Here is a 26,689-nt window from a genome sequence, read left to right as displayed (position 1 = left end):
TGTCCCTTCAGTATTTATCGTCTTTTTTTGCGGTAACAAAGGGCTCGCTTTTCAGGGCGGGCTCGCGCCGCCTGTGAGCCCGCCGTGAATTCACTCCCGCTTGTCAGCCTGGTCATTCCCGCCTTCAATCCGCGCTTTTTCGGTCGTGCCTTGCACACGGCGGTGAGCCAGAGCTACGGCAATCTGGAGATCATCGTTTGCGATGACAGTCGCGGCCAGGAAATCGAAGACATCGTGGCTTCGCTGGTTGAGGAGGGGGCGAGCGTACGTTATGTGCGTAACCCGCGAACCCTGGGGCTGGTGGGTAACCTGCAGGCTTGCCTGGAGCAGGCGCGGGGCGAGTACATCAAATTTCTTTGTGATGACGACCAGTTGTTCTCGGCCTGCATCGAGCGTCAGGCGCAGATGCTCATCGATTGTGCCGACGTCAACCTGGTCGTCGCTCAGCGACTGCTTTGGGATGCCGACGACATGCCTCTGCCTTCGCGCCTGGAAAATACCCCGCTGTCCCCTGTGGGCGGGGTGTTCAAGGGGGAGGACCTGCTGGCGATCTTCGAAAATTTCCCGGTCAACATCCTCGGTGGTTTCAGCAACGCGATGTTCCGTCGGGCTGACGTGCTCGAACTGTTCCCGGCACTGACTCAGCCAGGCCATTGCTTCGTCGCGACCCTCGACTTCGCCTTGTATGTCTGCCTGATGCGGCGCGGCAACCTGGCGGTGTCCAATCACGTGCTCGGCGTCGAACGCCTGTACCCCGAACGATTGAGCGGCCAACAGTCGATGAGGGACGCAGCCGAAATCGAGCGGCAGTGGCTGTCGCAGATGCTCAAGGCACGTAGCGGCGAATCAGCGCCGGCCCAGGGCTGGGTGCGTTATCTGCCATTGACCCGGGTGGACGAGTCGCCGCGGGTTTGGGAGGAGTTGCCGCTGAGCCGGACCCTGGGCACCAAGCAGACCACCCAGGACTGGCATGTCGGCATCGCCAGTGTCAGTTTCGCGCAACTGTATGCCCAGTGGCTGGCGTGCCGCCGTCTCACCGACGGTCAGCGCGAGCTGCTGGCGGACACGTTGGAAGCGTGGCCAACAAAGCCCAAAATCGTTCCGATCATCATCGATGAGCACGGCAGCCGTTCGGCGTTGGAGCTCACCCTGCAATCGCTGGCGGATCAGGATTACGCCCCTGAACTGACGCTGGTGCTGTCGGCATCGTGCACAGAAGCCGTGCTGGACGAGCGCGTGTTCCGTTTGCCGTTGCAGGACGACTGGCAGCAGCAGATCAACGCCTTGTTACCGCAACTGGAAGGCACTGGCTGGTTCTATCTGCTGCGTGCCGGTGATCGGCTGGTGGCGCCGGCCTTGCTGGTCATGGCTGAACGCATTGCGCTGTCGCGCGCGATTACCTGTCTGTACAGCGACGAAGGTGGGTTGCATCAGGGGGAGTCGGCCGAGCCTGCCTTCAAGCCGGACTTCAACCTGGACCTGATGCGCAGCTATCCCTACGTGGGGCGAGCGCTGGCATTCGAGCGCGAGCAGTTCTTGGCGCTGGGCGGTTTCGATTCGGTGTACGGCGAACTGGCGCCACACGATGTGTTGTGGCGAATGGTCGAGAGCGGCGGTACGCAGGTGGTCGGACACGTTTCGGAGGTTCTGCTGGAGTCGGCGTTCGACCTGACCAAATGGCTGTCGCTGCCGCAAGTGGTGGACACCAATCCGCGGTTACTCGAGGCGCACTTGCAGCGCCTGGGTGTCGCCCACGGCATTCGCCAGGGCAGTTCGGCACTGCTCAATCGGGTCGACTATCACCATGAAGATCGGCCGCTGGTGTCGATCGTTATCGTCAGCAAGGACCAGACCCTGGCGTTGCAACGCTGTGTCGAGAGCCTGCTGGAGAAAACCGCGTACGGTGAATACGAGTTGCTGTTGGTGGACAATGGCAGCGAGAGCGCCGAGGCGCTTGACTGGTTCGCCGGCATGGCGCAACTGGGCAGCGACCGGGTCCGGGTGTTGCGTTACGAGTTGCAGGGCAATGCAGCGGCGGTGCGCAACTTCGCCGTGCAGCAGGCCGCTGGCGAGTATGTCCTGATGCTCAACCCCTACACGGTGATCACCCAGGCGCAATGGCTGGGTGAACTGCTTAATCATGCACAACGTCCGGAAGTCGGTGTGGTGGGGGCCAAGCTGTTCAACCCCGATGGCCGCGTGCTGCATGCCGGCCTGATTCTCGGGCTGCAAGGGCCCGCCGGCGTGCCGTTCCATGGCGAGATGCTGCACGCGGCAGGCTACATGTACCGCTTGCAGGTCGCCCACAATTTCAGTGCCGTCGGCGGCGACTGCCTGATGGTGCGCAAGGCGGTCTTCGATGCGGTCGGCGGCCTGGATGAGCAGGGCCTGGCGCACTCCCTCAACGAGGTGGACCTGTGCCTGCGGGTCGGCCAGGAAGGTTATCTGGTGGTGTGGACGCCCCACGCGCAACTGGCCTTGGGCGCGCAGCCGGCGGTGGTTGCGCAAGAGGGTGACCAGGCCCGGAGCGAACAGGAACAGGAGGTTTTCTATAAGCGCTGGCTGCCGATCGTGGCCCGTGATCCGGCCTACAACACCAACCTGGCGTTGCAGGGGTTGGGCGGGGCAAGCTTCAGTCTCGAGCCCGGCTTGCGATCCGGTTGGAGTCCGTTTTCCAAGGCGCAATTGCCGAAGATTCTCGCGTTGCCGGTCAACGCATCCGCCATTGGCCATTATCGGGTCACGCAACCGCTGATCGAACTGGAGGCCGCCGGCAGGGCGCATGGGCGCATTCATTACAACCTGCCGACCATCATCGAAGTCGAGCGCCATTCGCCTGACGTGATCATCTTGCAGGGGCGCTATTCCGAAGGTCCGATCAACGAAATCCCGAGCCTGCAAAAATATTCCAGCGCGCGACGTATCTATGAGCTGGATGACTTTGTGATCAACGTCCCGCACCGTAATGCGCATATTCGCAATATGCCGGGCAAGGATGAAATGGAGTCGCTGGTCCGGCGCGCCATCGGCATGTGCGATCGCGTGGTGGTCTCCACCGAACCGCTGGGTAACGCGCTGTCGGACATGCATCACGACATCCGCGTGGTACCCAACATGTTGGCGTCGCACTTGTGGACCGATCTGCGCAGTCAGCGCCGCACTTCGAAAAAGCCTCGGGTCGGCTGGGGTGGCGGCACCAGCCACCACGGTGACCTGGCGGTCATCGCCGATGTGGTCCGCGAATTGGCCAATGAAGTCGACTGGGTCTTCTTCGGCATGTGCCCGGACGATTTGCGCCAGTACATGCATGAGTTTCATGGGGTGATCGGGCTGGATGTGTACCCGGCCAAGCTGGCCAGCCTGAACCTGGATCTGGCATTGGCGCCGTTGGAGTTCCACATCTTCAACGACTGCAAGAGCAACCTGCGGCTGCTGGAGTATGGCGCGTGCGGTTACCCGGTGATCTGCACCGACACCGAAGCCTATCGCGGATACTTGCCGTGCACCCGGATCAAGACCAACTCCACGGATGAATGGCTGCAGGCGATCCGCATGCACCTGGCCGATCCGGACGCCAGCTATCGCATGGGCGATGAGTTGCGCGAGATCGTGCTGCGTGACTACGTGCTGCGCGGCGACAATTTGCGCTACTGGGAAAATGGCTGGCTGGCGGACTGACCGTTCGCGCATCCATCCCGTCCAGGCAGGCGACGTTGAGTCGCCTGCCTTTTTTTTGCCGCCAGGTTTTGCAATCGGCGTTGAAGATGCCCGCCAGGCATTGCCCGGTAGCGGATTGAAAGAGCTGGCGCGTTTCCTGCAAGTCCCCCTTATATCGCCATAAAACGAGCACTTCCGGGGAGTCCGGACGTGTCCTGAACGGCGGCAGGTTTAACCCAGATGGCCCTGCAAAAGCTTGATACAGCTTGGCTGAGCCCTGTGACGAACAAGAGGGAAGGGGATGAAGGCAGTTATTTTGGCGGGTGGCCTGGGTACGCGGATCAGCGAGGAGTCGCACCTCAAGCCCAAGCCGATGATCGAGGTCGGCGGCAAGCCAATTCTCTGGCACATCATGAAGCAGTACTCCGCTCACGGAATCCACGATTTCGTGATCTGTCTTGGCTACAAGGGCTATGCGATCAAGGACTTCTTCGCCAACTACTTCCTGCACACCTCCGACGTCACGTTCGACATGCGCAACAACCGCATGGATGTTCACCAGAACTACAGCGAGCCATGGCGCGTCACGCTGATCGACACCGGCGAAGAGACCATGACCGGTGGCCGTTTGCGCCGCGCCCGACGCTACCTCGAAGACGAAAAGGCCTTCTGTTTTACCTATGGCGACGGCGTGTCGGACCTCAATATCGGTGCGTTGGTGGATTTCCATCTCAAGCACGGAAAGCTGGCGACCGTCACCGCGGTACAGCCACCAGGTCGCTACGGCGCCCTCAATCGCGATGGCGACAAGGTCTTGGGCTTCACTGAAAAACCTCGCGGCGACGGTGGCTGGATCAATGGCGGGTTCTTTGTCCTGTCGCCCAAAGTGCTGCCGTTGATCGACGGCGATGAAACCTCGTGGGAGTCCGGCCCGCTGGACGGCCTGGCCGAGCGCGGCGAACTCATGGCGTTCCAGCACGACGGTTTCTGGCAACCGATGGATACCCTGCGCGACAAGAATCACCTCGAAGCGCTGTGGCAGAGCGGGGAGGCCCCATGGAAGCAATGGGATTGAGCCCGCAATTCTGGCGTGGCAAGCGCGTGCTGGTCACCGGCCACACCGGGTTCAAGGGCAGTTGGCTGACGTTGTGGCTGCAAAGCCTGGGTGCCGAGGTCAGCGGGTTTTCCCTCGACCCGTCCACCGAGCCGAGCCTGTTCGAACTGGCCCGGGTTCACGAAGGCATCAATGATCAGCGCGGCGACCTGCGTGATCTGGGGGCCTTGCTGGAACTGATCGCCGAAACCCAGCCGCAGATCGTTCTGCACCTGGCGGCCCAGCCGCTGGTGCGCGAAGGTTATCGCGACCCGTTGGGCACGTACTCCAGTAACGTCATGGGCACGCTCAACCTGCTCGAGGCGATCCGTCAGGTGGGCGGCGTGCGCGCCTGCGTGCTGGTGACCACCGACAAGGTCTACGCCAATCAGGAATGGCTGTGGCCGTACCGCGAAAACGAAGCGTTGGGCGGTCATGATCCCTACAGCAGCAGCAAGGCGTGCTGCGAATTGCTGGCGCAATCCTATGCCGCCTCGTTCTTTGCGCCGCAAAAGCATGGCGAGCATGGTCTGGCGTTGGCCACGGCCCGCGCCGGCAATGTGCTCGGCGGTGGCGATTTCGCCCCGGAGCGGCTGATTCCCGACGTGCTGCGGGCGTGGTCGGCGGATGAGCCCGTGACCTTGCGCTATCCCCAGGCGGTGCGCCCATGGCAGCACGCGCTGGAACCGCTGGCCGGCTATCTGCAACTGGCGGCCGGCCTGTTTGAGCAGGGCCCGCAATTCGCCGGGGCGTGGAATTTCGGCCCCGGTGAAGCGGACATGCGCAGCGTCGGTGAAGTGGTCGAACTGCTCGCCAGCCGCTGGCCGCAAGCACGCGGGCTACGCATCGAACCGAGCGATATGCATGAGGCCGGCCTGTTGCGCCTGGACAGCAGCCGCGCCCGTCAATTGCTGGGCTGGCAACCGCGCTGGTCGTTGCAGCAGTGCCTGACCCAGACCCTGGATTGGCATTTGGCGTGGCAGAACGGCGATGACATGCGCGCCGTCAGCCTGGCGCAATTGAACCTGTACCGAGGCACGCTGTGAGTGAATTTCTGCTGAAGACGTTGCCGCTGAACGGATTGTTCAGCGTGCAGCACAAACGTTTCGAGGACGAGCGCGGGCACTTTTCCCGGTTGTTTTGCGAAGGCAGCCTCGGTGCGTTTGGCCAGGCGTTTCATATCCGCCAGATCAATCACTCCTGCACCCGCGAACGCGGCAGCGTGCGTGGCCTGCATTACCAGAATGCCCGTGCACCGGAAGCCAAATTGATCACCTGCCTGCGTGGTGAAGTCTGGGATGTCGCGGTGGATCTGCGTCCCGACTCCGAGACTTTCCTGCACTGGCACGCCGAACACCTGCGTGCCGGCGATGGCCGCAGCCTGTTGATTCCTGCCGGGTTCGCCCATGGCTTCCAGACCCTGTGTGCCGATGCCGAGCTGCTTTACCTGCACAGCAACGACTACACGCCGGAACATGAAGGCGGGTTGTCGGTGCTCGATCCACGGCTGGCGATTGCCTGGCCGTTGCCTGTCAATAATCTGTCGGTGCGCGATGCGAGCCATCCGGCGCTCGATGAACACTTTGCCGGAGTGCGTCTATGAACTGCCGTGGTTGCGCCGCTGCGCTGGCCCTGCCGCTGATTGACCTGGGCACCTCGCCGCCGTCCAACGCTTACGTGCGTGCCGATCAGCTGGAGCAGGCCGAACAATGGGTGCCGTTGAAGGTTGCCGTGTGCCAGCAGTGCTGGCTGGTGCAAACCGAGGATTACACCAGCGCCGACAGCCTGTTCGATGCCGAGTACGCCTATTTCAGTTCGTTCTCCAGCACCTGGTTGGCCCATGCCGAGCGTTATGTGGCCGAGATGGTCGAACGCTTCGGCCTGAGCGCCGACAGCCGTGTGGTGGAAGTCGCGGCCAACGACGGTTACCTGTTGCAGTACGTGGCCGGGCGCGGCATCCCTTGCCTGGGCGTCGAGCCGACCCGCAGCACCGCGCAAGCGGCGCGGGAAAAAGGCTTGGAGATTCGTGAGCTGTTTTTCGGTCGCGACACCGCCGCGCAATTGAAAAACGAAGGCTGGGGCGCCGACCTGATGGCCGCCAACAACGTGTTGGCCCACGTCCCGGATATCAACGATTTCCTCGGCGGCTTTGCGACCTTGCTCAAGCCGACGGGTGTGGCGACTTTCGAATTCCCGCAGTTGCTGACCCTGATGGCCGGCCAGCAGTTCGACACGCTGTACCACGAGCATTATTCCTACCTCTCGCTGACCGCTGTGCAGACCTTGTGCGAGCGCAATGGCCTGCAAGTGTTCGACGTCAGTCAGCTCCCGACCCATGGCGGCTCGCTGCGGGTCTTCGTCCAGCGGCTGGACGGCGAGCGTCGCGAAGTGCAACCGACGGTTCGGCAACAGCTGCAGGCTGAACTCGCCGCCGGGGTGAAAACCCCTGAGTACTACGCGACCCTGGCGCCCGCCGCCGAGCGCATCAAGCATGACCTGCTGCGCTTCCTGTTGCAGGCCAAGGCCGATGGGAAGCGCGTGGTTGGCTACGGCGCCGCCGCCAAGGGCAACACCCTGCTCAACTACGCCGGGGTCAAGCCGGACCTGCTGGCCTGGGTGGCCGATGCCAACCCGCACAAGCAAGGCAAGTACCTGCCCGGTAGCCGAATTCCGATCGTGTCGCCGGCACAGATCGACATCGAAAAACCGGACTACGTGCTGGTGCTGCCGTGGAACCTGCTGGATGAGATCACCCAGGCCTTTGCCGGCATTCGTGCATGGGACGGTCGTTTTGTCATTGCCATTCCCGAGTTGATCATTCGATGAGCCGAATTCATTACACCAAACCCAGTGTCGGTGAACTGGAAGCCGACTACGTACTCGATGCCGTCCGCCATGGTTGGGGAGAGCGCTGCTACGAGTACCTGACCCGCTTCGAAAAGTCCTTTGCCGAGCACGTGGGTGCGACCTACGCGATTGCAACGTCCAGTTGCACCGGCGCACTGCACATGGGCATGGCGGCGCTGGGCATCGGTGCCGGCGATGAGGTGATCCTCGCCGATACCAACTGGATCGCCTCGGCTGCGCCCATCACCTATCTGGGTGCGACACCGGTGTTCGTCGACGTGCTGGCCGACAGTTGGTGCCTTGACCCGCAGCAGGTTCGCCGGGCAATTACCCCACGGACCAAGGCGATTCTGGCGGTGCACCTCTACGGCAATCTCTGCGACATGGATGCGCTGCTGGCCATCGGTCGCGAGTTTGGCCTGCCGGTCATCGAAGACGCCGCCGAGGCGATCGGCTCGCAGTGGCGCGGTCAGGCGGCGGGTTCACTGGGCGCGTTCGGTGCGTTTTCCTTTCACGGCACCAAGACCATGACCACCGGCGAAGGCGGGATCTTCGTGACGTCGGACAAGGCCCTGTATGACCGGGTATTGACCCTGTCCAACCATGGTCGGGTAGCGGGCAGCAGCAAACAGTTCTGGCCGGATTTCCTGGGCTTCAAATACAAAATGAGCAACCTGCAAGCGGCCGTCGGTTGCGCGCAGGTTGAACGTATCGACGAGCTGATCGAACGCAAGCGCGCGATCTTCGCCAACTATGCCCAGGCGCTGGCCCTGCTGCCGGGCCTGTCCATGAACCCTGAGCCCGAACACGCACGCAACGGTTACTGGATGCCCACCGTCGTCTTTGACCGCGAGCTGGGGATCACGCGGGACATGTTGATTGCAGCCTTCCAGGCCGCCGATATCGATGCGCGGGTGTTCTTCTGGCCGCTGTCGTCCTTGCCGATGTTCAGCGAACTGACGGCTGACTCGCCCGTGGCGCATGCGCTGCCGGAGCGCGCGATCAATCTGCCGAGTTATCACGACATGACCGATGACGATCAGCAACGGGTCATCGAGGTGCTGCGCGCGCTGGTACTCAAAAGGACGCGGCTATGAAGGTTTACCTGCTGGGAGCGGCCAATCCTGAAGCGGTACGGATGATCCACACCCTGCAACGCAGCCAGCCGGACGTGCAGTTCGCCTTTCTCGATAACGATCCGGCGAAGCAAGGCACGCTGTTTTATGGCGTGCCGGTGGTGGGTGGTACCGACAAGGTGGCCGAGCTGAAAGGCCCCGATACACGCTTTGTCAATCTGATCACTGGCACCACGGCGCTGCGTTACCGGACCACCTGCGAAATCGTCGAGGCCGGCGGCACCCTGGGCAACTTCATCCACCCGGGCATCGATCTGACGATGATCACCATGGGCGTCGGCACTTATCTGCAAGAGGGCGTGATCATGCAGGCGCAAGTCAGCCTCGGTGATAACACCAGCATCAGCGCCGGCAGCGTCGTCGGGCATGAGGGACAGATCGGCCATTCGGTATTCATGGCGCCGGGTGTCTGCATTGCCGGTTGCGTCGAGATCGGCGACGGCACCTTCATCGGCACCAACGCCACGATCCTGCCGCGATTGCGCATCGGTCGTTGGGTCACCATCGGTGCAGGCGCCGTGGTGACCAAAGACGTTCCAGACTATGCGGTTGTGGTGGGCAGTCCCGCCAGGACCATCAAGACCAATCCTGCTTCCTTTCAAGACGGTCGGGTTTTCAATTAACCACCGCACCAATTTCCGGAGAGTCTGTAATGAATCCTCATGAGCAGTTTCGTGAAGAAGTAAAAGAGAACATCGAAGGCCTGCAACAGGACAAAGCGTTGCAAGCCACGTCGCTGGACTGGGTTGGCACGACCGCCAAGCATAAATACACCTACAACTTCAGCTGGATGGGCCGCCCGATCATTCAGTTTCCCCAGGACATGGTCGCCATGCAGGAGATCATCTGGGCGCTGCGGCCGGACATCATTGTCGAGACCGGTATTGCCCACGGCGGCTCGCTGGTGTTTTACGCCTCGATGCTCGAACTGATCGGCCATGGCGAAGTGCTGGGCGTCGACATCGATATCCGCCAGCACAACCGTGAGGCGATCGAAGCGCACCCGATGAGCAAGCGGATCCAGATGATCCAGGGTTCGAGCATTGATCCGGCAATCGTCGAGCAGGTCCGTCAGCGCGTCGAAGGCAAGAAAGTGCTGGTGGTGCTGGACTCCAACCATACCCACGAGCACGTCCTGGAAGAGCTGCGGGCCTATGCGCCGATGACCTCGGTGGGCAGCTACTGCGTGGTGATGGATACCGTGGTTGAAGACATGCCCGAAGACGCGTTCCCGGACCGTCCGTGGGGCAAGGGCGACAACCCGAAGACCGCGGTATGGGCTTACCTGGAAGAAAACGACGGTTTTGAAATCGATCAGGCCATTCACAGCAAGCTGCTGATCACCGTCGCGCCGGATGGCTATCTGCGTCGCGTGCGGTAATCGACAAGACATCGTTGGGTTTTTTCGGCGATTCGCCGTTGTGGGGAAATGTATGCAAGGCAAGAACAATTCTGAACACGGGTTGGCACTCAACGAACAGTTGACCGTGGTGCTGATGTCTCACGAGCGGCCGGCATTTTTGCGCCGGGCCGCACGTTTCTACAGCGGCTTGCCTTGCAGGATTCTGGTGCTGGATTCTTCGACTGAAGGTCAGCCAAGCCTGGCCGGGCAGTTTGAAAATGTGGATTACCAGCATGTTCCGCAGTTTGGCTACTGGGGAGTCCGTGCCAAGCTGGCCTTTGGCGTGGAACAAGTGACCACGCCGTTCATGGTGTTCGCCGCCGACGATGACTTCCATGTGCACGACGCCCTGCGCGCAGCCGTGGCATTCATGCAGGCCAATCCCGATTACGGCCTGTGCCACGGCTACAGCATGATGTACCTGTCGCAACCCAACAGCGTCAGCTACTTCCGGCGGGACAAGAAGGTCTGTGAAGACTATTCGTCCGAGCACGCCGAGGAGCGTGTGCTCGATTACATGCACCAGTACCTGCCGCCTTTCTATGCCGTACAGCGCACCGACCTGGTACGTGACTGGTATCAGGTGATGCCTCAGGATACGTCCTTCCAATGGCAGGAAATCGGTCACACCTATTACATGCTGGCGCGGGGCAAGGCGCGGATTCTGCCGATCCCGTATGTCGTGCGTGAAATGAACTACGGGTACTCGGATCACAACACTGAAATCTTCCACACGCTGGCTCATACGGATGCCAGGACGGTCGCCGAGCGTGAAGCCTTTGCCGCTTTCCTCTTCGGCTTGCCGACCCAAGTTCAAAGCGAGGACCCGGAGCAAGGCCGGCAGTTCGCGCTGCAAAGCTTTGAGGCCTTGGCCGATAGCTTGCGCACCGGTCGCGCACTGACCACCGAGCTGATTATCGAGTCCGCCTGGACGAGCGTCGAGAAAGGCCCTGTGCGCCGTTTCGGCCCCAAGCAATACGTCGAAATGCCGTTCTACAACCAGGCGTTTTTCGATCAGTTGACCCAGTTCGAGTTCCTGTTGCACGCCATGCCGGCCGGTCGCGTTCAGTTGGCAGGCCTGGAGGGTATCTGGACCCGTCAGCAAAGCCTGATGCTGGCGCGCAACAATGACACGCCGGAAAGTGTGGTCGACCGTTTGTGGCAAGCCCACGACAGCAACATCTTCAACCGCGCGGTGGTCAAGCGTCTGGTGGCCCAGCTGGAACTGTTGGGTGAGGACGAAGAAGCGCAGACCCTGGGCGATTGGGCTGCACGTCTGGAGGCGGTGTCGGTTGAGGGTAATCGTGCGACGTTCGACAAGATGCTCTCCGGTCGACTGCTCAAATGGCTCTCCCCCCGCCAGCCTGATGAACAAGAGGCTGAGTCGATCGCCCGACACCTTGCGGCCAACGACGGTGGTCCTCAGTTCGGGATTTTCCTGCTCGACCTGGATAACGATATCGACAAGCTGCAAGTCTCTCTCGACAGCCTGCTCGAAGGTCACAGCAAGGCGTTCAGGATTGTGGTCTTCACCACCGGTGAAGCACCGGCCGCGACCACGGCGCAGAACACTCTGCACTTTGTCCGGGTTACCCAAAGCAACTACGTCGACAAGCTGAACCAGGGTGCTCGTCAGTCGCCTTGCGACTGGTTGATGCTGGCCGAAGCCGGCGACGAGTTCACTGCCGGCGGGCTGTTGCGCGCCAGCTTGGAACTGTTGTCTGCCGCGGATTGCCGCGCCGTCGCCACCGACGAAATCCAGCGCACCAGCGAAGGCGCACTGGTGGACGTATTCCGTCCTGGCTTCAATCTTGATCTGCTGCAAAGCCTGCCGGCCTTGATGGCGCGTCACTGGCTGATCCGTCGGGAAGTGTTCCTTGAAGTCGGTGGCTACCAGCCTGACTTCAGCAAGGCCCTTGAGTTCGACCTGCTGCTGCGCATCATCGAGCAGGGTGGCCTCAACGGGCTGGCCCACCTGGATGAGCCGCTGGTGATTGCCCGGGCGCCGGTACTGGAAGAAAACGCCGATGAGCGCCTGGCGTTGTTGCGCCACCTGGGCAATCGCGGCTACAAGGCCAAGATCACTTCGACGGCACCTGGCACCTGGCAGATCGATTACCGCCACACCGAACGCCCGCTGGTGTCGATCATCGTGCCGGCCGGGGACAATCTTTCGGCCCTGCAGCAGTGCCTGCAAGCGGTCTTGCTGCGAACCCGCTACATCCAGTACGAAGTGTTGGTTGCGATCAACCAGTATCAGTCGGCCGAGGTCAATGACTGGCTCGGTACTTATCAGCATCCGAAAGTCAGCGTCCTGCGCACCGATCAGCGTATGAGCGATGCGGCGTTGTACAACGCGGCCAGCCAGCAGGCGCAGGGCGAGTACCTGATACTGTTGGCCGCCGACAGTGAAGTGGTCAACCCGAACTGGCTTGAGTCGCTGCTCAATCACGCCCAGCGTCCGGAAGTCGGCGTGGTCGGTCCCAAGTTGATCGACCGCGACGGCAAGGTCACTCAGGCCGGTCTGATTCTCGGCATGAACGGTGGTGTGGGTTCAGCCTTTGTTGGTGAAAAACACGACGCCGAAGGTTACTTGCACCGGTTGGCGCTGGAGCAGAACTACTCGGCGGTGTCGATGGTATGCCTGATGGTGCGTAAAGCGTTGTTCGACGAGCTGGACGGTCTGGACAGCGTGACCTTCGCCGACGGCTTGAGCGACGTCGACCTGTGCCTGCGGGCCGGTCAGGCCGGTTACCTCACCGTGTGGACGCCGCTGGTACAGGTGATTCATTCGGGTGAAGTACCAAAAGCGCCGCAAGCCCTCGATGCACTGCGTGACAAGTGGGCCCCAGCCTTTGCTCAGGACCAGGCCTATAACGCCAATCTGGCCTTGAGCGGCAAAGGCTTTGCCCTGGGCGAAAGTGCTTCGGTGAACTGGGCGCAGATGCTCGGCTAGGCCTGGCGAACAGGTATAAGGATTCAAGGCATGTTCAACGGAAAATCGATTTTCATCGCAGGCGGGACCGGTTCGTTCGGGTGTCGGATCATTCGGGACGCGCTGGTGCGTGTCTGGTTGCCAGCATGATTCCTTACGCTAGGCAAAGCCTTGATCAGGCGGACATCGATGCCGTGGTCGGTGTATTGCAGTCTGACTGGCTGACCCAGGGGCCGACCATCGAGCGCTTTGAGCGAGCGATGGCCGAACGCTGCGAGGCAGGTTTTGCCGTGGCGGTGTGCAATGCCACGGCGGCCCTGCACATCGCTTGCCTGGCGGCAGGGCTCGGCCCGGGCGATTGGCTGTGGACGACACCGAACACCTTTCTCGCCTCGGCCAACTGTGGTCGCTACTGCGGTGCCGAGGTGGATTTTGTCGACATCGACCCGCTGACCTGGAATCTCGATGCCGCTGCGCTGGCCGTCAAGCTGGAGCGGGCCGAGCGTGAAGGCCGGCTGCCGAAAGTGCTGGTGGCGGTGGCGTTCTCCGGGCAGAGCTGCGACATGCGCAGGATTGCCGCACTGGCCAGGCGATATGGCGTTACTGTGATCGAAGACGCGGCCCATGCCGCTGGTGCGTCCTACGCCGGGCGGCCGGTGGGTTGTGGCGAGTTTGCCGCGATGACCGTGTTCAGTTTTCATCCGGTGAAGATCATCACCAGCGCCGAAGGTGGCATGGTGATGACCAACAGCCCGGAACTGGCCGAGCGTCTGCAACGCTTGCGCAGCCACGGCATGACCCGGGATCCGCAGCAGATGACCGGGCCCAGCCACGGCCCTTGGTACTACGAACAGGTGGAGCTGGGCTTCAATTACCGCATTACCGACCTGCAAGCGGCCCTTGGTTTGTCGCAGTTGAACAAACTGGATGAGTTCATCGAGCGCCGGCGTGAACTGGCGGCTCGTTATGACCGCTTGCTGGCGTATTTGCCGCTGACCTTGCCTGGTGCGCAACCCGAGGCCGAGTCGTCATGGCATCTGTATGTGGTGCGGCTGCAACTCGATCAGATCGGTCTCACTCATCGTGAGGTGTTCGAGGGGTTGCGAGAGGCCGGGGTCGGTGTGAACCTGCACTACATTCCCGTGCATTTGCAGCCTTACTATCGTGATCTAGGGTTCGTCGAAGGTGATTTTCCGCAGGCAGAACGTTACTACGCCGAAGCCATCAGCCTGCCGTTATATCCGTTGCTCAGTGATGAACAACAGGACTACGTGGTCGAGCAGATGCGGCAGCTGATCGAAATAATCCAGCCATTGCGGCGGGTGGGAAATGTGTGATGCATGAACTGACCGAGCAGGAAACCTTCTGGCAGGGTGAATTCGGCAACCAGTATGTTGAGCGCAATGTCGGGCAGCCGCTGGTGGCGGCCAACCTGGCGTTGTTCGCCAAGGCACTGACACGGGTCGGGCACATCGACAGCCTGGTAGAACTGGGCACCAATGCCGGCAACAACCTGCAGGCACTGCACCAGCTGTTGCCGCGCTGCGAGTTGTTCGGCGTGGAAATCAATGCCAGCGCTTGTGCCGCGGCCCGGGCGTTGGGTATCGCACACATCTGGCAGGGTTCGCTGTTCGACTTCCCACGGGAACGCACCTTCGACCTGACCCTGAGCAAAGGTGTGCTGATTCACCTGGCGCCGGAGTTGCTGCCGGTCGCGTACGCGCAACTGTATGAGCTGAGCCAGCGCTACATACTGATCGCCGAGTACTACAACCCGGCGCCGGTCGAGGTCCCGTATCGCGGCAACAGCGGCAAGTTGTTCAAACGCGATTTCGCCGGTGAAATGCTCGATCGCTATGACGACCTGCAACTGGTTGATTACGGTTTTGGTTACCACCGCGATCGGCAATTCCCGGTGGATGACATCACCTGGTTTGTCCTGGAAAAATGCCGTTGAACAACGTCGCCATTATTCCGGCCCGCGGTGGCAGCAAACGCATACCCCGCAAGAACCTCAAGCCGTTTGCCGGTGTGCCGATGATTGCCCGATCGATTCAGGTCGCTCTGGAATCCGGGTTGTTTTCCCGGGTGGTGGTCAGCACCGACGACGAGGAAATCGCCGGGCTGGCGCGGGACTGCGGCGCCCAGGTGCCCTTCATGCGCCCGGCGGCACTGGCCGACGACTTCACGGGCACTGCGGCGGTGATCGCCCATGCCCTGCAAGCCTTGCGCGAACAAGGGGACGAGTTTGATCGCGCCTGTTGTATCTACGCGACCGCGCCTTTGTTGCAATCGCGATTTCTTGCCCAGGGGCTGAGCCTGCTGGAACAGCATCCCGACAAGTCATTCGCCTTCTCGGTGTGCGACTTCGGATTCCCGGTCCAGCGAGCCCTGACCCTTGATGATCAGGGGGCATTAACGGCGCTGTATCCGCAGTATCGTGATACCCGCTCCCAGGATTTGTCGATCGCCTATCAGGATGCCGGACAGTTCTACTGGGGCCGCAGCGATGCCTGGCTGCGTGGCGAGGTGTTGTATTCGCCGTACAGCCTGCCGGTCATCCTGCCGCGTCATCTGGTGCAGGACATCGACACACCGCAGGACTGGAAACGCGCCGAATACCTGTATGCCGCGCTGAAGGCCGGGGGTGAGCTGCAATGAGAGTGCTGATTCGCTCTGACGCCTCGCCAACCATCGGCAGCGGCCACATCGCGCGCTGCCTGTGCCTGGCCCGAGTGATGCGCAGGCAGGGCAGTCATGTGGCGTTCGCCTGTCGCCTGTTACCGGGGCATCGACTGGAGGCACTGCGGGCCGAAGGTTTCGAAACCTTCGCGCTGCCCGAGCGCTACAGCGATGAAGACCCGCAGCAAGCCATCGAGTCCATGCTGCCATGGCAGACGGACATCGCCGCGCTCGAGCCGCTGCTGGAGCACCAGCCGGCGTTTGACTGGATCATTGTCGACCACTACGGCCTCGATCATCGCTGGCAGACGGCCGCCCGGCGCTTTGCGCCACGGATCGCCGTGGTCGATGACCTCGCCACGCGGACCTACAGCGCCGACTTGCTGCTGAACCAGAACCTCTCGGGAACGCCAGAGGCTTATGCGTCGCTGCTGGCGCCAGGCTGCCGGACCTTGTTCGGCCCAAGGTTTGCCATGCTGCGCGACGAGTTCCGTTGCCCGGCCATCGAAATCAAGCCTCAGGCCCGGCGTGTGCTGGTAAATTTCGGCGGTTTCGACGCGGCAATGCAGACCCATCATGCGATGCTGGCGCTGGCAGACTTTGCTGAGCTGGAAGTCGATTTTGTCGCCGGAGCAGATAATCCGGCCTGGGCGCAGATGCAGGCGTTGGCGGTGAGTCGCCCGCATTGGCGCCTGCACAGTTTTGTCAGTGACTTTTATCGATTGATGACCGAGGCCGACCTGTTTGTCGGGGCGGGTGGCGGCACCAGTTGGGAGCGGGCGGCCATGGGGCTGCCGACGATTTGCATTGCCGTATCGAACAACCAGCAGGTCAACGGCGAGGTCATGGCGGCCGCGGGCGCCCATGTGTTCATGGGGGCGCGCGAGCAGGTCAGTGTCGAGCAATTGCGCCTGGCCATCGGCTTTGTCGCGGGTAATCAGGGTCTGCGCCAGAGCCTGGCGCGGCAATCGCGACAACTGGTCGATGGCCGGGGGGCGCAGCGAGTGGCGGCTGCGCTGGCCGGCGCGGTGCTGAGGGTACGTCCGGCGACCCTGGGTGATGCGCAGCTGTTGTTCGACGGGCGCAACACCGAGGCCGTGCGCCACTGGTCGCTGGAGACCGGAGTGATCGAGTGGCCCGCGCATCAAAACTGGCTGACGGCGACCCTGAGCAATCCCCGGCGGCTGCTGCTGATAGCCGAGGCCGATGACGGTCCGGTCGGTGTGCTGCGTTATGACGTGCGTGGCTTTACCGCCGAAGTGTCGATTTATCTGTTCGAAGGCCGGTTCGGCCTGGGCTGGGGCAGGGCGCTGCTGGACCGTGGAGAAGCCTTTGTGAAGGCCCGCTGGCCAGAACTTGAGTCGCTCACCGCCCAGGTATTACCCGCTAACCAGCCGTCGCTGAATGTCTTTCGCGAAGCCGGTTTTACCCAGAGTGCCTGCGCGTTCACGCGCGTATTGAAGGATCACGCAGATGACTAGCTTCAAGATTGGCGAGCGCCTGATCGGTGCCGATGCGCCGCCATTGATCATTGCCGAGATGAGCGGCAACCATAACCAGTCCCTGGACGTGGCGCTGCAAATCGTCGAGGCCGCGGCCAAGGCCGGTGCCCATGCGTTGAAACTGCAGACCTACACCGCCGACACCATGACCCTGGACCTGGCCGAGGGTGAGTTTTTCATCAAGGACCCCAACAGCCTGTGGGCCGGTAGTTCGTTGTACGCGCTGTACGAGAAGGCATACACGCCCTGGGAATGGCATGCGCCGATTTTCGCTCGCGCCAGGGAGCTGGGCCTGCTGGCGTTCTCTACGCCATTCGATGAGAGCGCCGTGGACTTCCTCGAAAGCCTCGACGTGCCGGCCTACAAGATCGCCAGTTTCGAAAACACCGACCTGCCGCTGATACGCCGGGTGGCCGCGACGGGCAAGCCGCTGATCATTTCCACCGGCATGGCCAGCATCGCCGAGCTCGATGAAACCGTGCGCGCCGCCCGCGAGGCCGGGTGCAAGGATCTGGTGCTGCTCAAATGCACCAGCACCTATCCGGCATCACCCGCGAACAGCAACCTGCGCACGATCGCGCATTTGCGCGAGTTGTTCGATTGCCAGGTGGGGCTGTCCGATCACTCCATGGGGGTCGGTGTGTCCGTGGCGGCGGTGGCATTGGGGGCAACGGTGGTGGAAAAGCATTTCACCCTCGACCGTGCGGCCGGTGGCGTCGACGCCAGTTTCTCGCTGGAGCCTTCCGAACTGGCCAGCCTGGTGATTGAAACCGAGCGCGCCTGGCAAGCCATGGGGCAGGTGCATTACGGTGTCACCGAGGCTGAGCGCCAATCCCTGGTGTACCGTAGATCGTTGTATGTAACCCGGGATATGGCGGCCGGCGAGCCCTTCGACGGGACAAATCTGAGAGCCATCCGTCCGGGTCTCGGGCTGGCGCCCAAACACGCGCAAAGTCTCCTGGGACGCCGTGCCCGTCAGGCCATCAAGCGTGGAACAGCACTGGATTGGTCGTTGGTCGAATGACCCGTTGCCGGGCTGATTCGGCAAAATAGCGTGACCTGCGAGTCATAACGGGCATCTTCACTGTATTGTATTGACCGGGAAGATGGCGCCTGACCCTTTATCGGGTTCAGTGATGGCCCTCTACGCTTCCCGGCCGTCGCCTTGGGGCGACGCAAATCCAGGTTTGTCGGCGCCCCTCGATTCCTGCGAGTGGTGGTATTGGGCTGTTTATTATTGGGAAGCCGTAATGATTGGCATAAAGAGCATTGCGAGCTACGTTCCTGTAGCCGGCGTGGACAATTACGCACAAGGTGCAAAATTCGAGAAGGATGAAGAATTCATCCTGGGCAAGATTGGTTCGGCTTTCCTGCCGCGCAAGGGCGTTGATCAGGAAACTTCCGATCTGTGCGTTGAAGCGGCCAATGCGCTGTTTGCCAGCAACCCCGATTTGAAACGCGAGTCCATCGATGCGTTGATCGTCGTCACCCAGAACGGTGACGAAGAAGGCCTGCCGCATACCGCGGCCATCGTGCAGGACAAACTCGGCCTGCCGACCAACGTCGCTGCGTTCGATATTTCCCTGGGTTGTTCCGGTTACGTCTACGGCATTTATGCGATCAAGGGCTTCATGGAGGCCGCTGGCCTGAAGAACGGCCTGCTGATCACTGCCGACCCGTATTCGAAGATCGTCGACCCGGAAGACCGCAACACCACCATGCTGTTCGGCGATGCGGCCACGGCTACCTGGATGGGTGAGAACCCGACCTGGGCACTGGGCAAGGCCAAGTTCGGCACCGATGGTTCCGGCGCCCCACATTTGAAAGTCACCGACGGCGTGTTCTTCATGAACGGTCGCCAGGTGTTCAATTTCGCACTGCTCAAGGTGCCGGCGCATTTGCATGAGTTGCTGGGCGAATCGCAATTGAGCGCTGACGACATCGATGCGTTCTGCATTCACCAAGGCAGCGCGGCGATTGTCGACGCAGTTGCGCGGCGCTTCGAAGAGTGCCCGCAGAAGTTCATCAAGGACATGGTCGAGACCGGTAACACGGTGTCGTCGAGCATTCCATTGCTGCTGGAAAAGCATATTCTCGATTCCGAATGGAAGCGCGTTGCGCTCAGCGGTTTCGGAGTGGGGCTGTCATGGGGTTCGGCGATTATCTATCGTCCTTGAGTGAACGTCTTTTAATAAAAAGGCCGGTACAAAAAAGCGCTCAAGGGTTAACCTTGAGCGCTTTTTTGCTTGTAAGGAATGCGAGGTAGCATGAGCGAATGCTTTGAAGACAATGCTCAGGTTATCCAGCGTCGCTGGCCGTCGCTGTATGCGCGATTGAAAACGGAAGACCGCCTGGCCGTCGAGGTCGACCTGATCGAGGGGCGGGACTCGACGCTGTGTGTGGGTGGCATCCAGCTCACCAGCCGTCATGGTCGTCTGCGCGAGGCCCGCCTGCAGGCCGCCAGTCTCCCGCTCGACAAGCCACAGCTGCACGTTTACGGCACCGGCTTCGGCGATTTGCCTGCGGTTTTGCTGGAACGCGCCGGGCTTGAAAAACTCTATGTCCACATTCTCAACGGCGCGCTTTTCCTGTTGGTGCTGGAGCTGATCGATCAACGCCAATGGCTGGGTGATCCGCGCGTGCAATTGCTCTACGCCGGCGATCTGTCCGACATCTTCACGCCGTTTTTTGCCTTGCCCGCCGAAATGCTGCTGGCCGATGACCACAGTGCGAAGATTCGTGATCGGCTGGTCAGCGAAGTGCACTTGAGTTTCAACAATCGTGATTTCGACCCGCAGTCGCCGGTCATTCTGCAGCGCTTGCAGGACACCCTTGGACTACTGCTTGCCGATGACGATGTGGCTCGGCTCTTTGGCACTTGTCCCGGGCGCGAGGTTTATGTGATTGCCACCGGGCCGAGCCTGGAAGGGAATTTCGAGCGCTTGGCAGCGGTGCGCAACCAATCCCCGCGACCTCTGTTCATCTGTGTGGACACGGCCTACAAGCCCCTTCGCGAGCACGGAATCAAGCCTGACCTGGTCGTGAGCATCGACCAGCGCATCAGCGTGCTGCACTTGCCCGGTGATGCGTCCGAGGATATTGCGCTGGTGTACTTGCCATTGAGCGATCCACAAATGCTCAATGCCTGGAAAGGCAAGCGTTACGGTGGTTACTCCGCAAGCCCGATCTACGCCTCGTTGCGCGAACAGCATCCCCGTGCACTGCTGAACGTGGGCGGCAGCGTGATTCACCCGGCCGTGGATCTGGCGGTGAAGATGGGCGCGCAGCGCATCACGCTTTTCGGTGCCGACTTTGCCTTTCCAATGAACCGGACCCACACCGGCTGGAACGATGGTGACCTGGGGCCGCCGGTGAGTCAGGCCAGATACTGGGTGCACGATGGTCATGGCCAGAAGGTCAAGACGCAGTTGAATTTTCGCGGCTATCTGTGCGAGCTGGAGCGTTACATTGCCAGGCATCCCCAGGTCCTTTTCCTCAACAGCAGTCGGGCGGGGGCAATGATTGCCGGGACGCAGTTCAATCAGGATTTCGTGCGATGAAGCATCAGGCGATAGGTATCGAGGAATACCGGCAATGCGCCGGTTTGTTTCGCTTGGGGCGTGATGTCGAAGCGGCGTTGAACATGGTCGATCTGTTCGATGAGGCGCAGCGCCTGTTTTTGCAGGCGCCGCAGGACGTGCAACAGGCGTGGGCATCGTTGCTCAGGCAAATGCTCGCCTGCCAGGAGCGCCAGGATTGGCTGGGGCTCGCCGATTTCATGGAATATGAGTTGATCGAATTGCTCGAAAACATGCCGGCCTGAGGGCAACAACAGCTTTGGCACGGGCGTTTTCGGGCCGGACAGTTTTATGGCGTCATTTTTTCGCGGTTGAGGGGCGCTAAGCCCTTGTTTTCTCGGGGGTGGCAGGGTGATGGCATTTTTTTTAAAAAAAGCCCTCAAGCAACCTGCCAACCCGACGATAACTAATACGAAGGTTCTCTAGGCCATACCCGGCGGTTGCCAGGGCCGGAAGCCGCAGTACCCAACCAACGAGGAATTCGTCATGGCTTTAACAGTAAACACCAACACCACGTCGCTGAACGTTCAGAAAAACCTGAACCGTGCTACCGACGCTCTGTCGACTTCGATGGCTCGCCTGTCTTCCGGCCTGAAAATCAACAGCGCTAAAGACGACGCCGCTGGCCTGCAGATCGCAACTCGCATGGCTGCACAGATTCGTGGTGGCAATCAGGCAGTGCAGAACGCCAACGACGGTATCTCCGTTGCCCAGACCGCTGAAGGCGCGCTGCAAGCTTCGACCGACATTCTGCAGCGTATGCGTGAACTGGCTGTTAAAGCACGTAACGGCACCAACAGCACTGCTGACCAGACCGCTACCAACTCCGAATTCGCTCAGATGTCTGACGAGATCACTCGTATCTCTGCTTCCACCAATCTGAACGGCAAAAACCTGCTGGACGGTACCGCTGGTACCATGCAACTGCAAGTTGGCGCCAACACTGGTTCGGCTAACCGCATCGACCTGGTACTGAGCTCCAAGTTCGACGCCGTATCCCTGTCCGTAGGCAGCGGTACTGTTGTTCTGACTGGTGCAACTTCCGCTACCCTGTCTGCCAACATCGACAACGCGATCACCGCGATCGACGCTGCTCTGGCATCGATCAACGCCACCCGCGCAAACCTGGGTGCTTCGCAGAACCGTCTGACCAGCACCATCTCCAACCTGCAGAACATCGTGGAAAACACCACTGCTGCACAAGGCCGTGTACAAGACACCGACTTCGCCGCAGAAACCGCGAACCTGACCAAGCAGCAAACCCTGCAACAGGCTTCTACCTCGGTTCTGGCTCAAGCCAACCAACTGCCTTCCGCTGTACTGAAGCTGCTTCAGTAATTTCGGCAAGAGTTTGGGCGGGGGAGTGTGCTTGTCACGCTCTCTCGCTTTTTACGTTAAGAGGTGATGGGCATGGAGATGAGCGTAAAGCTTGGCGTGTCTTATCCGGCTCCCCAGCCAGCGAGCACCGTTTCGGATAAAGCGCCGGAAAAGCCTAAAGTCGCCAGCGAGACTCCCGTGGCGCAAAAGAAGCTGGATACGGATGACACCCACTTGAAGCAGGCGGTGCAGCAGATCGAAAAGTTTGTACAGTCGATCAAGCGCAATCTGGAGTTCTCGATAGACGAGCAATCCGGAAAGGTCGTCGTCAAAGTGATTGCAAGCGAAACGGGCGAAGTCGTGCGACAGATCCCCTCCGCCGAGGCCCTCAAATTGGCGGAAAGCCTGAGCAATGCGAGCCATGTATTGTTCGATGCCAAAGTTTGATAGCTGGCATGAATAGTGTTTGTACGTTCTTTGGGCGCTGATAAAGGTCAAAAGAGTGGCAGCAACCTGAAGGGAGACGCAAAATGGCAAGTCCAATTTTACCGGGTACGGGCCTGGGCTCTGGCCTGGATATCGGTGCGATCGTTACTGCGCTGGTCAACGCCGACAAATCGGCGAAACAGACGCAGATCGATACCCAGACCAAAACCAACACGCTGAAGATTTCCGGTGTCGGTTCCTTGAAAAGCGCACTGACGGCCTTTCAGACGGCGCTGACCAATCTCGGTAGCAAGACCAATCCTGCGTTTGCGGGCTATACCGCAACTTCGGGTACCCCGTCGATCCTGGGTGCAACTTCCGACAATACCGCCGTTGCCGGTACTTACAGCGTTGTTGTGAATAAGCTGGCCACCAGCTCGAAAGTAGCCAGTGCTTCTTTTGCCGGCGGTGCCGCCAGTGCCATTCCGAGTGGTACTTTGAAAATCAGTCAGAATGGCACTGATTACGATGTCACGATTCCAGCCAATGCGACCTTGCAGAGCACCCGGGACGCCATCAACTCTGCACAGGCGAGTAATGGTATTTCTGCCAACATCGTGACCGACAGCACGGGTGCATCGCGTCTGGTGATCAGCTCCACCAAGACCGGCGCGGGTTCCGACCTGACGGTCAGCGGTATCGCCGGCCTTGAAATCGACGGCACCCAACCGATGGGCACCAACCCTTCGGCCTCCAGTTCAGGAGCTGTCAACGGGATTGCGGTGGATGCATCGCTGACCATCGATGGACTGGCAGTGACCAGCAAGAGCAATACGGTTACCGGCGCGGTCAGTGGCCTGACCCTGAACCTGACATCCGTGAGCCCGGGTACGCCGCCGGCTGCGGCGACCGTCACCGTCGCGAACAACACCGCCGGTTTGCAGACGTCGATCCAGTCGTTCGTTGATTCCTACAACACCCTGATGAACACCATCAACTCCCTGTCCAAGGCGACAGCGGATGCCGATGGCAACCTGACTGTTCAGGCGGCGTTTACCGGTGATTCGATGTCGCGCACACTGATCTCCGATATCCGCAGCGTGCTGACCGCTCCCGGGGCGGGCGGTCCATTGGCCGTTCTGTCGCAGATCGGCGTGCTGACGAATGAGAAAACTGGCAACCTGGCGTTCGATACAACGGCGTTCAACAAGACGATGGCCATCAACGGCATGAGCGGCCAGGTGCAGCAGTTGTTCAACGGTAGCAATGCTACCAACGGCCTGCTGGCGCGCATGGGCACTGTAATCAAGCCTTATGTGCAGACGGGCGGGTTGCTTGACCAGCGCAATACCAGCCTGCAGACCGTGAGCAAGAACCTTTCAAATCAGCAGACTGCGCTGGACTTGCGTGTCGCCAACATGACCAAGACGTTGACCGCCAAGTACAACGCAATGGACCTTTTGGTCGGGCAGATGAAAGCGACGGCGAGTAACATCACCTCGTTCTTCACTTCCTTGAACGCCCAGAAGTCCAACAGCTAGTCATGAACTGACGATAAAAACCCGGCTACGCATTTTCGCGTGTGCCGGGTTTTTGTCTTTTGATCTAAAGTTCTCTGGCTCGCGGACGATACACTGGTCATACGAGTCTTTGTGGTAATGAGGTAGAACATGAATCCAATGTTAGCCCTTCGGCAGTATCAGAAAGTGGGTGCGCACGCCCAGACGTCAGAAGCAAGTCCGCATCGTTTGGTGCAGATGCTCATGGGGGGTGGCCTGGACCGTATTGCCCAGGCCAAAGGCGCCCTGGACCGCAAGGACATTCCCGGCAAGTGTGTGTCGATCAGCAAGGCGATCGGCATCATCGGTGGTTTGCGTGAAGGCCTGGATCTTGAAAACTGCGCCGATGCCGTGGGTGAACTCGACAGCCTTTACCTCTACATGATGAAGCGCCTGGCCGAGGCGAACATCAGCAGCGATCCGGAGATTCTCGATGAGGTCGCGAGCTTGTTGCGCACGGTGAAAGAAGGCTGGGACGGCATTGCTGAGCCAGGTCCGCAGTTCTAAGGGAGATCGCCATGAGTCTTGTATTGCAGCGGATAGAGCAAACTCGTGAAGCGCTGGTCGGTGCTTTGGCCGAGCGTGACTGGGAGGCCATCGGTCAATTGGACCTGGATTGCCGTTCCTGCATGGAAGATGTCATGAGCGAGGCTTCGCTGGATGAAGAGGTTTTGCGCAGCAATCTTGAGGAGCTGCTGTATGTCTACAAGCAGCTGCTTGAGGTCGCGATGGGTGAAAGGCAGGCGATAGTCGATGAAATGTCTCAGATCCAGCAAGCGCGGAACGCGGCAAAGGTTTACCATCTGTTTGGATAATAAAACCCGGTTAATCCAAACAAGTGCGCCATAAATTTGACTGTGCACGGATTTTTGACTTAACTAGTGGCTGGTTCCAGATTTCAGTCGTCTTCAGGCATACAAGGCCTGCAAGCGTTTAGCTTGCCCCAGCATTTTGGGCATTGAGTTGACTAGGGAAGTTGCTATTGCATGTGGCGTGAAACCAAAATTCTGCTGATTGATGACGATAGCGTCCGCCGCCGCGACCTGGCGGTGATTTTGAATTTTCTCGGCGAAGAAAATTTACCCTGCGGAAGCCATGACTGGCAGCAGGCTGTCGGCTCTTTGTCGTCAAGTCGTGAAGTGATCTGTGTCCTCATCGGGACGGTCAATGCTCCTGGTGCACTTCTGGGCTTGCTTAAGACACTGTCGACATGGGATGAGTTCCTTCCGGTTTTGTTAATGGGCGATAATTCTTCCATTGACTTGCCGGAAGACCAGCGTCGGCGAGTGCTTTCGACCCTCGAAATGCCGCCCAGCTACAGCAAATTGCTCGATTCGCTGCACCGTGCCCAGGTCTATCGCGAGATGTACGACCAGGCCCGCGAGCGCGGTCGTCATCGCGAACCCAATCTTTTCCGCAGCCTTGTCGGCACCAGCCGGGCGATTCAACACGTCCGCCAGATGATGCAGCAGGTCGCCGACACCGATGCCAGCGTGCTGATCCTCGGTGAGTCCGGCACCGGCAAGGAAGTGGTTGCGCGCAACCTGCATTACCATTCCAAGCGCCGCGAAGCGCCGTTCGTGCCGGTCAACTGCGGGGCGATTCCGGCCGAGTTGCTGGAAAGCGAATTGTTCGGCCATGAGAAGGGCGCCTTCACCGGGGCGATCACCAGCCGCGCCGGTCGATTCGAACTGGCCAACGGCGGCACCCTGTTCCTCGATGAAATCGGCGACATGCCGCTGCCGATGCAGGTCAAGTTGCTGCGCGTGTTGCAGGAGCGCACCTTCGAGCGCGTGGGCAGCAACAAGACCCAGAGCGTCGACGTGCGCATCATTGCGGCGACCCACAAGAATCTCGAAAGCATGATCGAGATCGGCACCTTCCGCGAAGATTTGTACTACCGCCTGAATGTGTTCCCGATCGAGATGGCGCCGCTGCGTGAGCGCGTCGAAGACATTCCCCTGCTGATGAACGAGCTGATCTCGCGCATGGAACACGAGAAGCGCGGTTCGATCCGTTTCAACTCGGCGGCCATCATGTCGCTGTGTCGTCATGGCTGGCCGGGCAACGTCCGCGAATTGGCCAACCTGGTGGAGCGCATGGCGATCATGCACCCATACGGCGTGATCGGCGTGGTCGAGTTGCCGAAGAAATTCCGCTACGTCGACGATGAAGACGAGCAAATGGTCGACAGCCTGCGCAGCGATCTGGAAGAGCGCGTGGCCATCAACGGCCATACCCAGGACTTTACCGCCAATGCCATGTTGCCTCCGGAAGGTCTGGACCTGAAGGACTACCTCGGTGGTCTGGAGCAGGGGCTGATCCAGCAGGCGCTGGATGATGCCAACGGCATTGTGGCGCGCGCGGCCGAGCGCCTGCGTATTCGTCGTACCACGCTGGTGGAAAAGATGCGCAAGTACGGCATGAGCCGTCGTGATGGAGACGAGCAGGCGGATGATTGACGCCTGATTTTCAACTCGTTCATTTATAAGAAGTTTTTTTTAGGCACGGGTATTGCTACGTCCCTCGCAACGTTCCGTTTCACTGACGGTCAG

23 protein-coding genes are annotated in these 26,689 nt (G+C 60.3%); all 23 read left to right on the top strand.

Features of this window, described 5'->3' with window-relative positions; all coding sequences use genetic code 11:
• The first annotated feature begins 84 nt into the window (after positions 1 to 84).
• The 23 genes from J4D25_RS07565 (at position 85) to J4D25_RS07455 (ending at position 26,596) form a co-directional block, all read left to right on the top strand.
• Complete coding sequence (locus tag J4D25_RS07565; RefSeq protein WP_057715910.1) at positions 85 to 3,678, top strand: glycosyltransferase; 3,594 nt, start codon at positions 85 to 87, stop codon at positions 3,676 to 3,678.
• A gap of 280 nt (positions 3,679 to 3,958) precedes the next feature.
• Positions 3,959 to 4,732 (top strand): glucose-1-phosphate cytidylyltransferase, encoded by a 774-nt coding sequence (rfbF, locus tag J4D25_RS07560; protein ID WP_057715909.1) that lies wholly within the window; start codon positions 3,959 to 3,961, stop codon positions 4,730 to 4,732.
• The gene (rfbG, locus tag J4D25_RS07555) at positions 4,714 to 5,796 is read left to right on the top strand and encodes a CDP-glucose 4,6-dehydratase (protein WP_057715908.1); all 1,083 of its coding nucleotides are present in this window, start codon (positions 4,714 to 4,716) and stop codon (positions 5,794 to 5,796) included. Before rfbF ends, rfbG begins: the two co-directional genes overlap by 19 nt.
• Positions 5,793 to 6,353 (top strand): dTDP-4-dehydrorhamnose 3,5-epimerase family protein, encoded by a 561-nt coding sequence (locus J4D25_RS07550; protein WP_057715907.1) that lies wholly within the window; start codon positions 5,793 to 5,795, stop codon positions 6,351 to 6,353. The genes rfbG and J4D25_RS07550 overlap by 4 nt, the downstream gene beginning before the upstream one ends.
• A complete protein-coding gene (locus J4D25_RS07545; protein WP_057715906.1) occupies positions 6,350 to 7,576 on the top strand; it encodes a class I SAM-dependent methyltransferase in 1,227 nt (408 codons plus the stop codon). Before J4D25_RS07550 ends, J4D25_RS07545 begins: the two co-directional genes overlap by 4 nt.
• On the top strand, positions 7,573 to 8,694 hold the full coding sequence (locus J4D25_RS07540; RefSeq protein ID WP_057715905.1) for a DegT/DnrJ/EryC1/StrS aminotransferase family protein: 1,122 nt from the start codon (positions 7,573 to 7,575) through the stop codon (positions 8,692 to 8,694). Before J4D25_RS07545 ends, J4D25_RS07540 begins: the two co-directional genes overlap by 4 nt.
• A complete protein-coding gene (locus tag J4D25_RS07535; RefSeq protein ID WP_057715904.1) occupies positions 8,691 to 9,356 on the top strand; it encodes an acetyltransferase in 666 nt (221 codons plus the stop codon). Before J4D25_RS07540 ends, J4D25_RS07535 begins: the two co-directional genes overlap by 4 nt.
• A gap of 29 nt (positions 9,357 to 9,385) precedes the next feature.
• Positions 9,386 to 10,114: a cephalosporin hydroxylase family protein gene (locus J4D25_RS07530; RefSeq protein ID WP_057715903.1), complete on the top strand. Its 729-nt coding sequence runs from the start codon at positions 9,386 to 9,388 to the stop codon at positions 10,112 to 10,114.
• A 52-nt stretch (positions 10,115 to 10,166) separates the two neighbouring features.
• Positions 10,167 to 13,091, top strand: a complete 2,925-nt coding sequence (locus tag J4D25_RS07525) for a TIGR00180 family glycosyltransferase (protein ID WP_057715902.1) — start codon at positions 10,167 to 10,169, stop codon at positions 13,089 to 13,091.
• 125 nt (positions 13,092 to 13,216) lie between these two features.
• Positions 13,217 to 14,407 (top strand): UDP-4-amino-4,6-dideoxy-N-acetyl-beta-L-altrosamine transaminase, encoded by a 1,191-nt coding sequence (gene pseC / locus J4D25_RS07520; RefSeq protein WP_057715901.1) that lies wholly within the window; start codon positions 13,217 to 13,219, stop codon positions 14,405 to 14,407.
• Positions 14,407 to 15,027, top strand: coding sequence for a pseudaminic acid biosynthesis-associated methylase (locus J4D25_RS07515; protein WP_057715900.1), 621 nt, complete (start codon positions 14,407 to 14,409; stop codon positions 15,025 to 15,027). Before pseC ends, J4D25_RS07515 begins: the two co-directional genes overlap by 1 nt.
• A complete protein-coding gene (gene pseF, locus J4D25_RS07510) occupies positions 15,024 to 15,731 on the top strand; it encodes a pseudaminic acid cytidylyltransferase (RefSeq protein ID WP_057716652.1) in 708 nt (235 codons plus the stop codon). Before J4D25_RS07515 ends, pseF begins: the two co-directional genes overlap by 4 nt.
• Positions 15,728 to 17,233, top strand: coding sequence for a UDP-2,4-diacetamido-2,4,6-trideoxy-beta-L-altropyranose hydrolase (gene pseG, locus J4D25_RS07505; RefSeq protein WP_057715899.1), 1,506 nt, complete (start codon positions 15,728 to 15,730; stop codon positions 17,231 to 17,233). The genes pseF and pseG overlap by 4 nt, the downstream gene beginning before the upstream one ends.
• Positions 17,226 to 18,278, top strand: coding sequence for a pseudaminic acid synthase (pseI, locus tag J4D25_RS07500; protein ID WP_057715898.1), 1,053 nt, complete (start codon positions 17,226 to 17,228; stop codon positions 18,276 to 18,278). Before pseG ends, pseI begins: the two co-directional genes overlap by 8 nt.
• A 226-nt stretch (positions 18,279 to 18,504) precedes the next feature.
• Entirely contained in the window at positions 18,505 to 19,431 is a 927-nt protein-coding gene (locus J4D25_RS07495; RefSeq protein ID WP_056721553.1) for a ketoacyl-ACP synthase III, read from the top strand.
• A gap of 90 nt (positions 19,432 to 19,521) precedes the next feature.
• Complete coding sequence (locus J4D25_RS07490) at positions 19,522 to 20,814, top strand: motility associated factor glycosyltransferase family protein (RefSeq protein WP_057715897.1); 1,293 nt, start codon at positions 19,522 to 19,524, stop codon at positions 20,812 to 20,814.
• A complete protein-coding gene (locus tag J4D25_RS07485; RefSeq protein WP_057715896.1) occupies positions 20,811 to 21,077 on the top strand; it encodes a hypothetical protein in 267 nt (88 codons plus the stop codon). The genes J4D25_RS07490 and J4D25_RS07485 overlap by 4 nt, the downstream gene beginning before the upstream one ends.
• A gap of 241 nt (positions 21,078 to 21,318) precedes the next feature.
• A complete protein-coding gene (locus tag J4D25_RS07480; RefSeq protein ID WP_057715895.1) occupies positions 21,319 to 22,170 on the top strand; it encodes a flagellin domain-containing protein in 852 nt (283 codons plus the stop codon).
• A gap of 72 nt (positions 22,171 to 22,242) precedes the next feature.
• The gene (locus J4D25_RS07475; protein WP_057715894.1) at positions 22,243 to 22,596 is read left to right on the top strand and encodes a flagellar protein FlaG; all 354 of its coding nucleotides are present in this window, start codon (positions 22,243 to 22,245) and stop codon (positions 22,594 to 22,596) included.
• A gap of 83 nt (positions 22,597 to 22,679) precedes the next feature.
• Complete coding sequence (gene fliD / locus J4D25_RS07470; RefSeq protein ID WP_057715893.1) at positions 22,680 to 24,116, top strand: flagellar filament capping protein FliD; 1,437 nt, start codon at positions 22,680 to 22,682, stop codon at positions 24,114 to 24,116.
• A 129-nt stretch (positions 24,117 to 24,245) separates the two neighbouring features.
• The gene (gene fliS / locus J4D25_RS07465) at positions 24,246 to 24,641 is read left to right on the top strand and encodes a flagellar export chaperone FliS (RefSeq protein WP_057715892.1); all 396 of its coding nucleotides are present in this window, start codon (positions 24,246 to 24,248) and stop codon (positions 24,639 to 24,641) included.
• Between the two features lie 11 nt (positions 24,642 to 24,652).
• Positions 24,653 to 24,949, top strand: coding sequence for a hypothetical protein (locus tag J4D25_RS07460; RefSeq protein ID WP_056721566.1), 297 nt, complete (start codon positions 24,653 to 24,655; stop codon positions 24,947 to 24,949).
• 171 nt (positions 24,950 to 25,120) lie between these two features.
• On the top strand, positions 25,121 to 26,596 hold the full coding sequence (locus J4D25_RS07455; RefSeq protein WP_046037712.1) for a sigma-54 dependent transcriptional regulator: 1,476 nt from the start codon (positions 25,121 to 25,123) through the stop codon (positions 26,594 to 26,596).
• Positions 26,597 to 26,689 lie beyond the last annotated feature (93 nt).

Source organism: Pseudomonas sp. GW456-L13 (assembly GCF_017350115.1).
In the GTDB taxonomy this organism is placed as follows: domain Bacteria; phylum Pseudomonadota; class Gammaproteobacteria; order Pseudomonadales; family Pseudomonadaceae; genus Aquipseudomonas; species Aquipseudomonas jessenii.
The sequence above is the reverse complement of the archived record's forward strand: the minus strand, read 5'-3'. Positions and strand labels throughout refer to the sequence as shown.

Excerpts from the sequence above, each read along its gene's own strand:
- J4D25_RS07475 (WP_057715894.1), top strand. The coding sequence starts at position 22,243 with ATGGAGATGAGCGTAAAGCTTGGCGTGTCTTATCCGGCTCCCCAGCCA.
- J4D25_RS07495 (WP_056721553.1), top strand. The coding sequence starts at position 18,505 with ATGATTGGCATAAAGAGCATTGCGAGCTACGTTCCTGTAGCCGGCGTG.
- rfbF (WP_057715909.1), top strand. The coding sequence starts at position 3,959 with ATGAAGGCAGTTATTTTGGCGGGTGGCCTGGGTACGCGGATCAGCGAG.
- fliD (WP_057715893.1), top strand. The coding sequence starts at position 22,680 with ATGGCAAGTCCAATTTTACCGGGTACGGGCCTGGGCTCTGGCCTGGAT.
- J4D25_RS07540 (WP_057715905.1), top strand. The coding sequence starts at position 7,573 with ATGAGCCGAATTCATTACACCAAACCCAGTGTCGGTGAACTGGAAGCC.
- J4D25_RS07515 (WP_057715900.1), top strand. The coding sequence starts at position 14,407 with ATGCATGAACTGACCGAGCAGGAAACCTTCTGGCAGGGTGAATTCGGC.
- J4D25_RS07530 (WP_057715903.1), top strand. The coding sequence starts at position 9,386 with ATGAATCCTCATGAGCAGTTTCGTGAAGAAGTAAAAGAGAACATCGAA.
- J4D25_RS07545 (WP_057715906.1), top strand. The coding sequence starts at position 6,350 with ATGAACTGCCGTGGTTGCGCCGCTGCGCTGGCCCTGCCGCTGATTGAC.
- rfbG (WP_057715908.1), top strand. The coding sequence starts at position 4,714 with ATGGAAGCAATGGGATTGAGCCCGCAATTCTGGCGTGGCAAGCGCGTG.
- J4D25_RS07525 (WP_057715902.1), top strand. The coding sequence starts at position 10,167 with ATGCAAGGCAAGAACAATTCTGAACACGGGTTGGCACTCAACGAACAG.
- pseI (WP_057715898.1), top strand. The coding sequence starts at position 17,226 with ATGACTAGCTTCAAGATTGGCGAGCGCCTGATCGGTGCCGATGCGCCG.
- fliS (WP_057715892.1), top strand. The coding sequence starts at position 24,246 with ATGAATCCAATGTTAGCCCTTCGGCAGTATCAGAAAGTGGGTGCGCAC.
- J4D25_RS07490 (WP_057715897.1), top strand. The coding sequence starts at position 19,522 with ATGAGCGAATGCTTTGAAGACAATGCTCAGGTTATCCAGCGTCGCTGG.
- J4D25_RS07535 (WP_057715904.1), top strand. The coding sequence starts at position 8,691 with ATGAAGGTTTACCTGCTGGGAGCGGCCAATCCTGAAGCGGTACGGATG.
- J4D25_RS07455 (WP_046037712.1), top strand. The coding sequence starts at position 25,121 with ATGTGGCGTGAAACCAAAATTCTGCTGATTGATGACGATAGCGTCCGC.
- J4D25_RS07460 (WP_056721566.1), top strand. The coding sequence starts at position 24,653 with ATGAGTCTTGTATTGCAGCGGATAGAGCAAACTCGTGAAGCGCTGGTC.
- J4D25_RS07480 (WP_057715895.1), top strand. The coding sequence starts at position 21,319 with ATGGCTTTAACAGTAAACACCAACACCACGTCGCTGAACGTTCAGAAA.
- pseC (WP_057715901.1), top strand. The coding sequence starts at position 13,217 with ATGATTCCTTACGCTAGGCAAAGCCTTGATCAGGCGGACATCGATGCC.
- J4D25_RS07485 (WP_057715896.1), top strand. The coding sequence starts at position 20,811 with ATGAAGCATCAGGCGATAGGTATCGAGGAATACCGGCAATGCGCCGGT.
- pseG (WP_057715899.1), top strand. The coding sequence starts at position 15,728 with ATGAGAGTGCTGATTCGCTCTGACGCCTCGCCAACCATCGGCAGCGGC.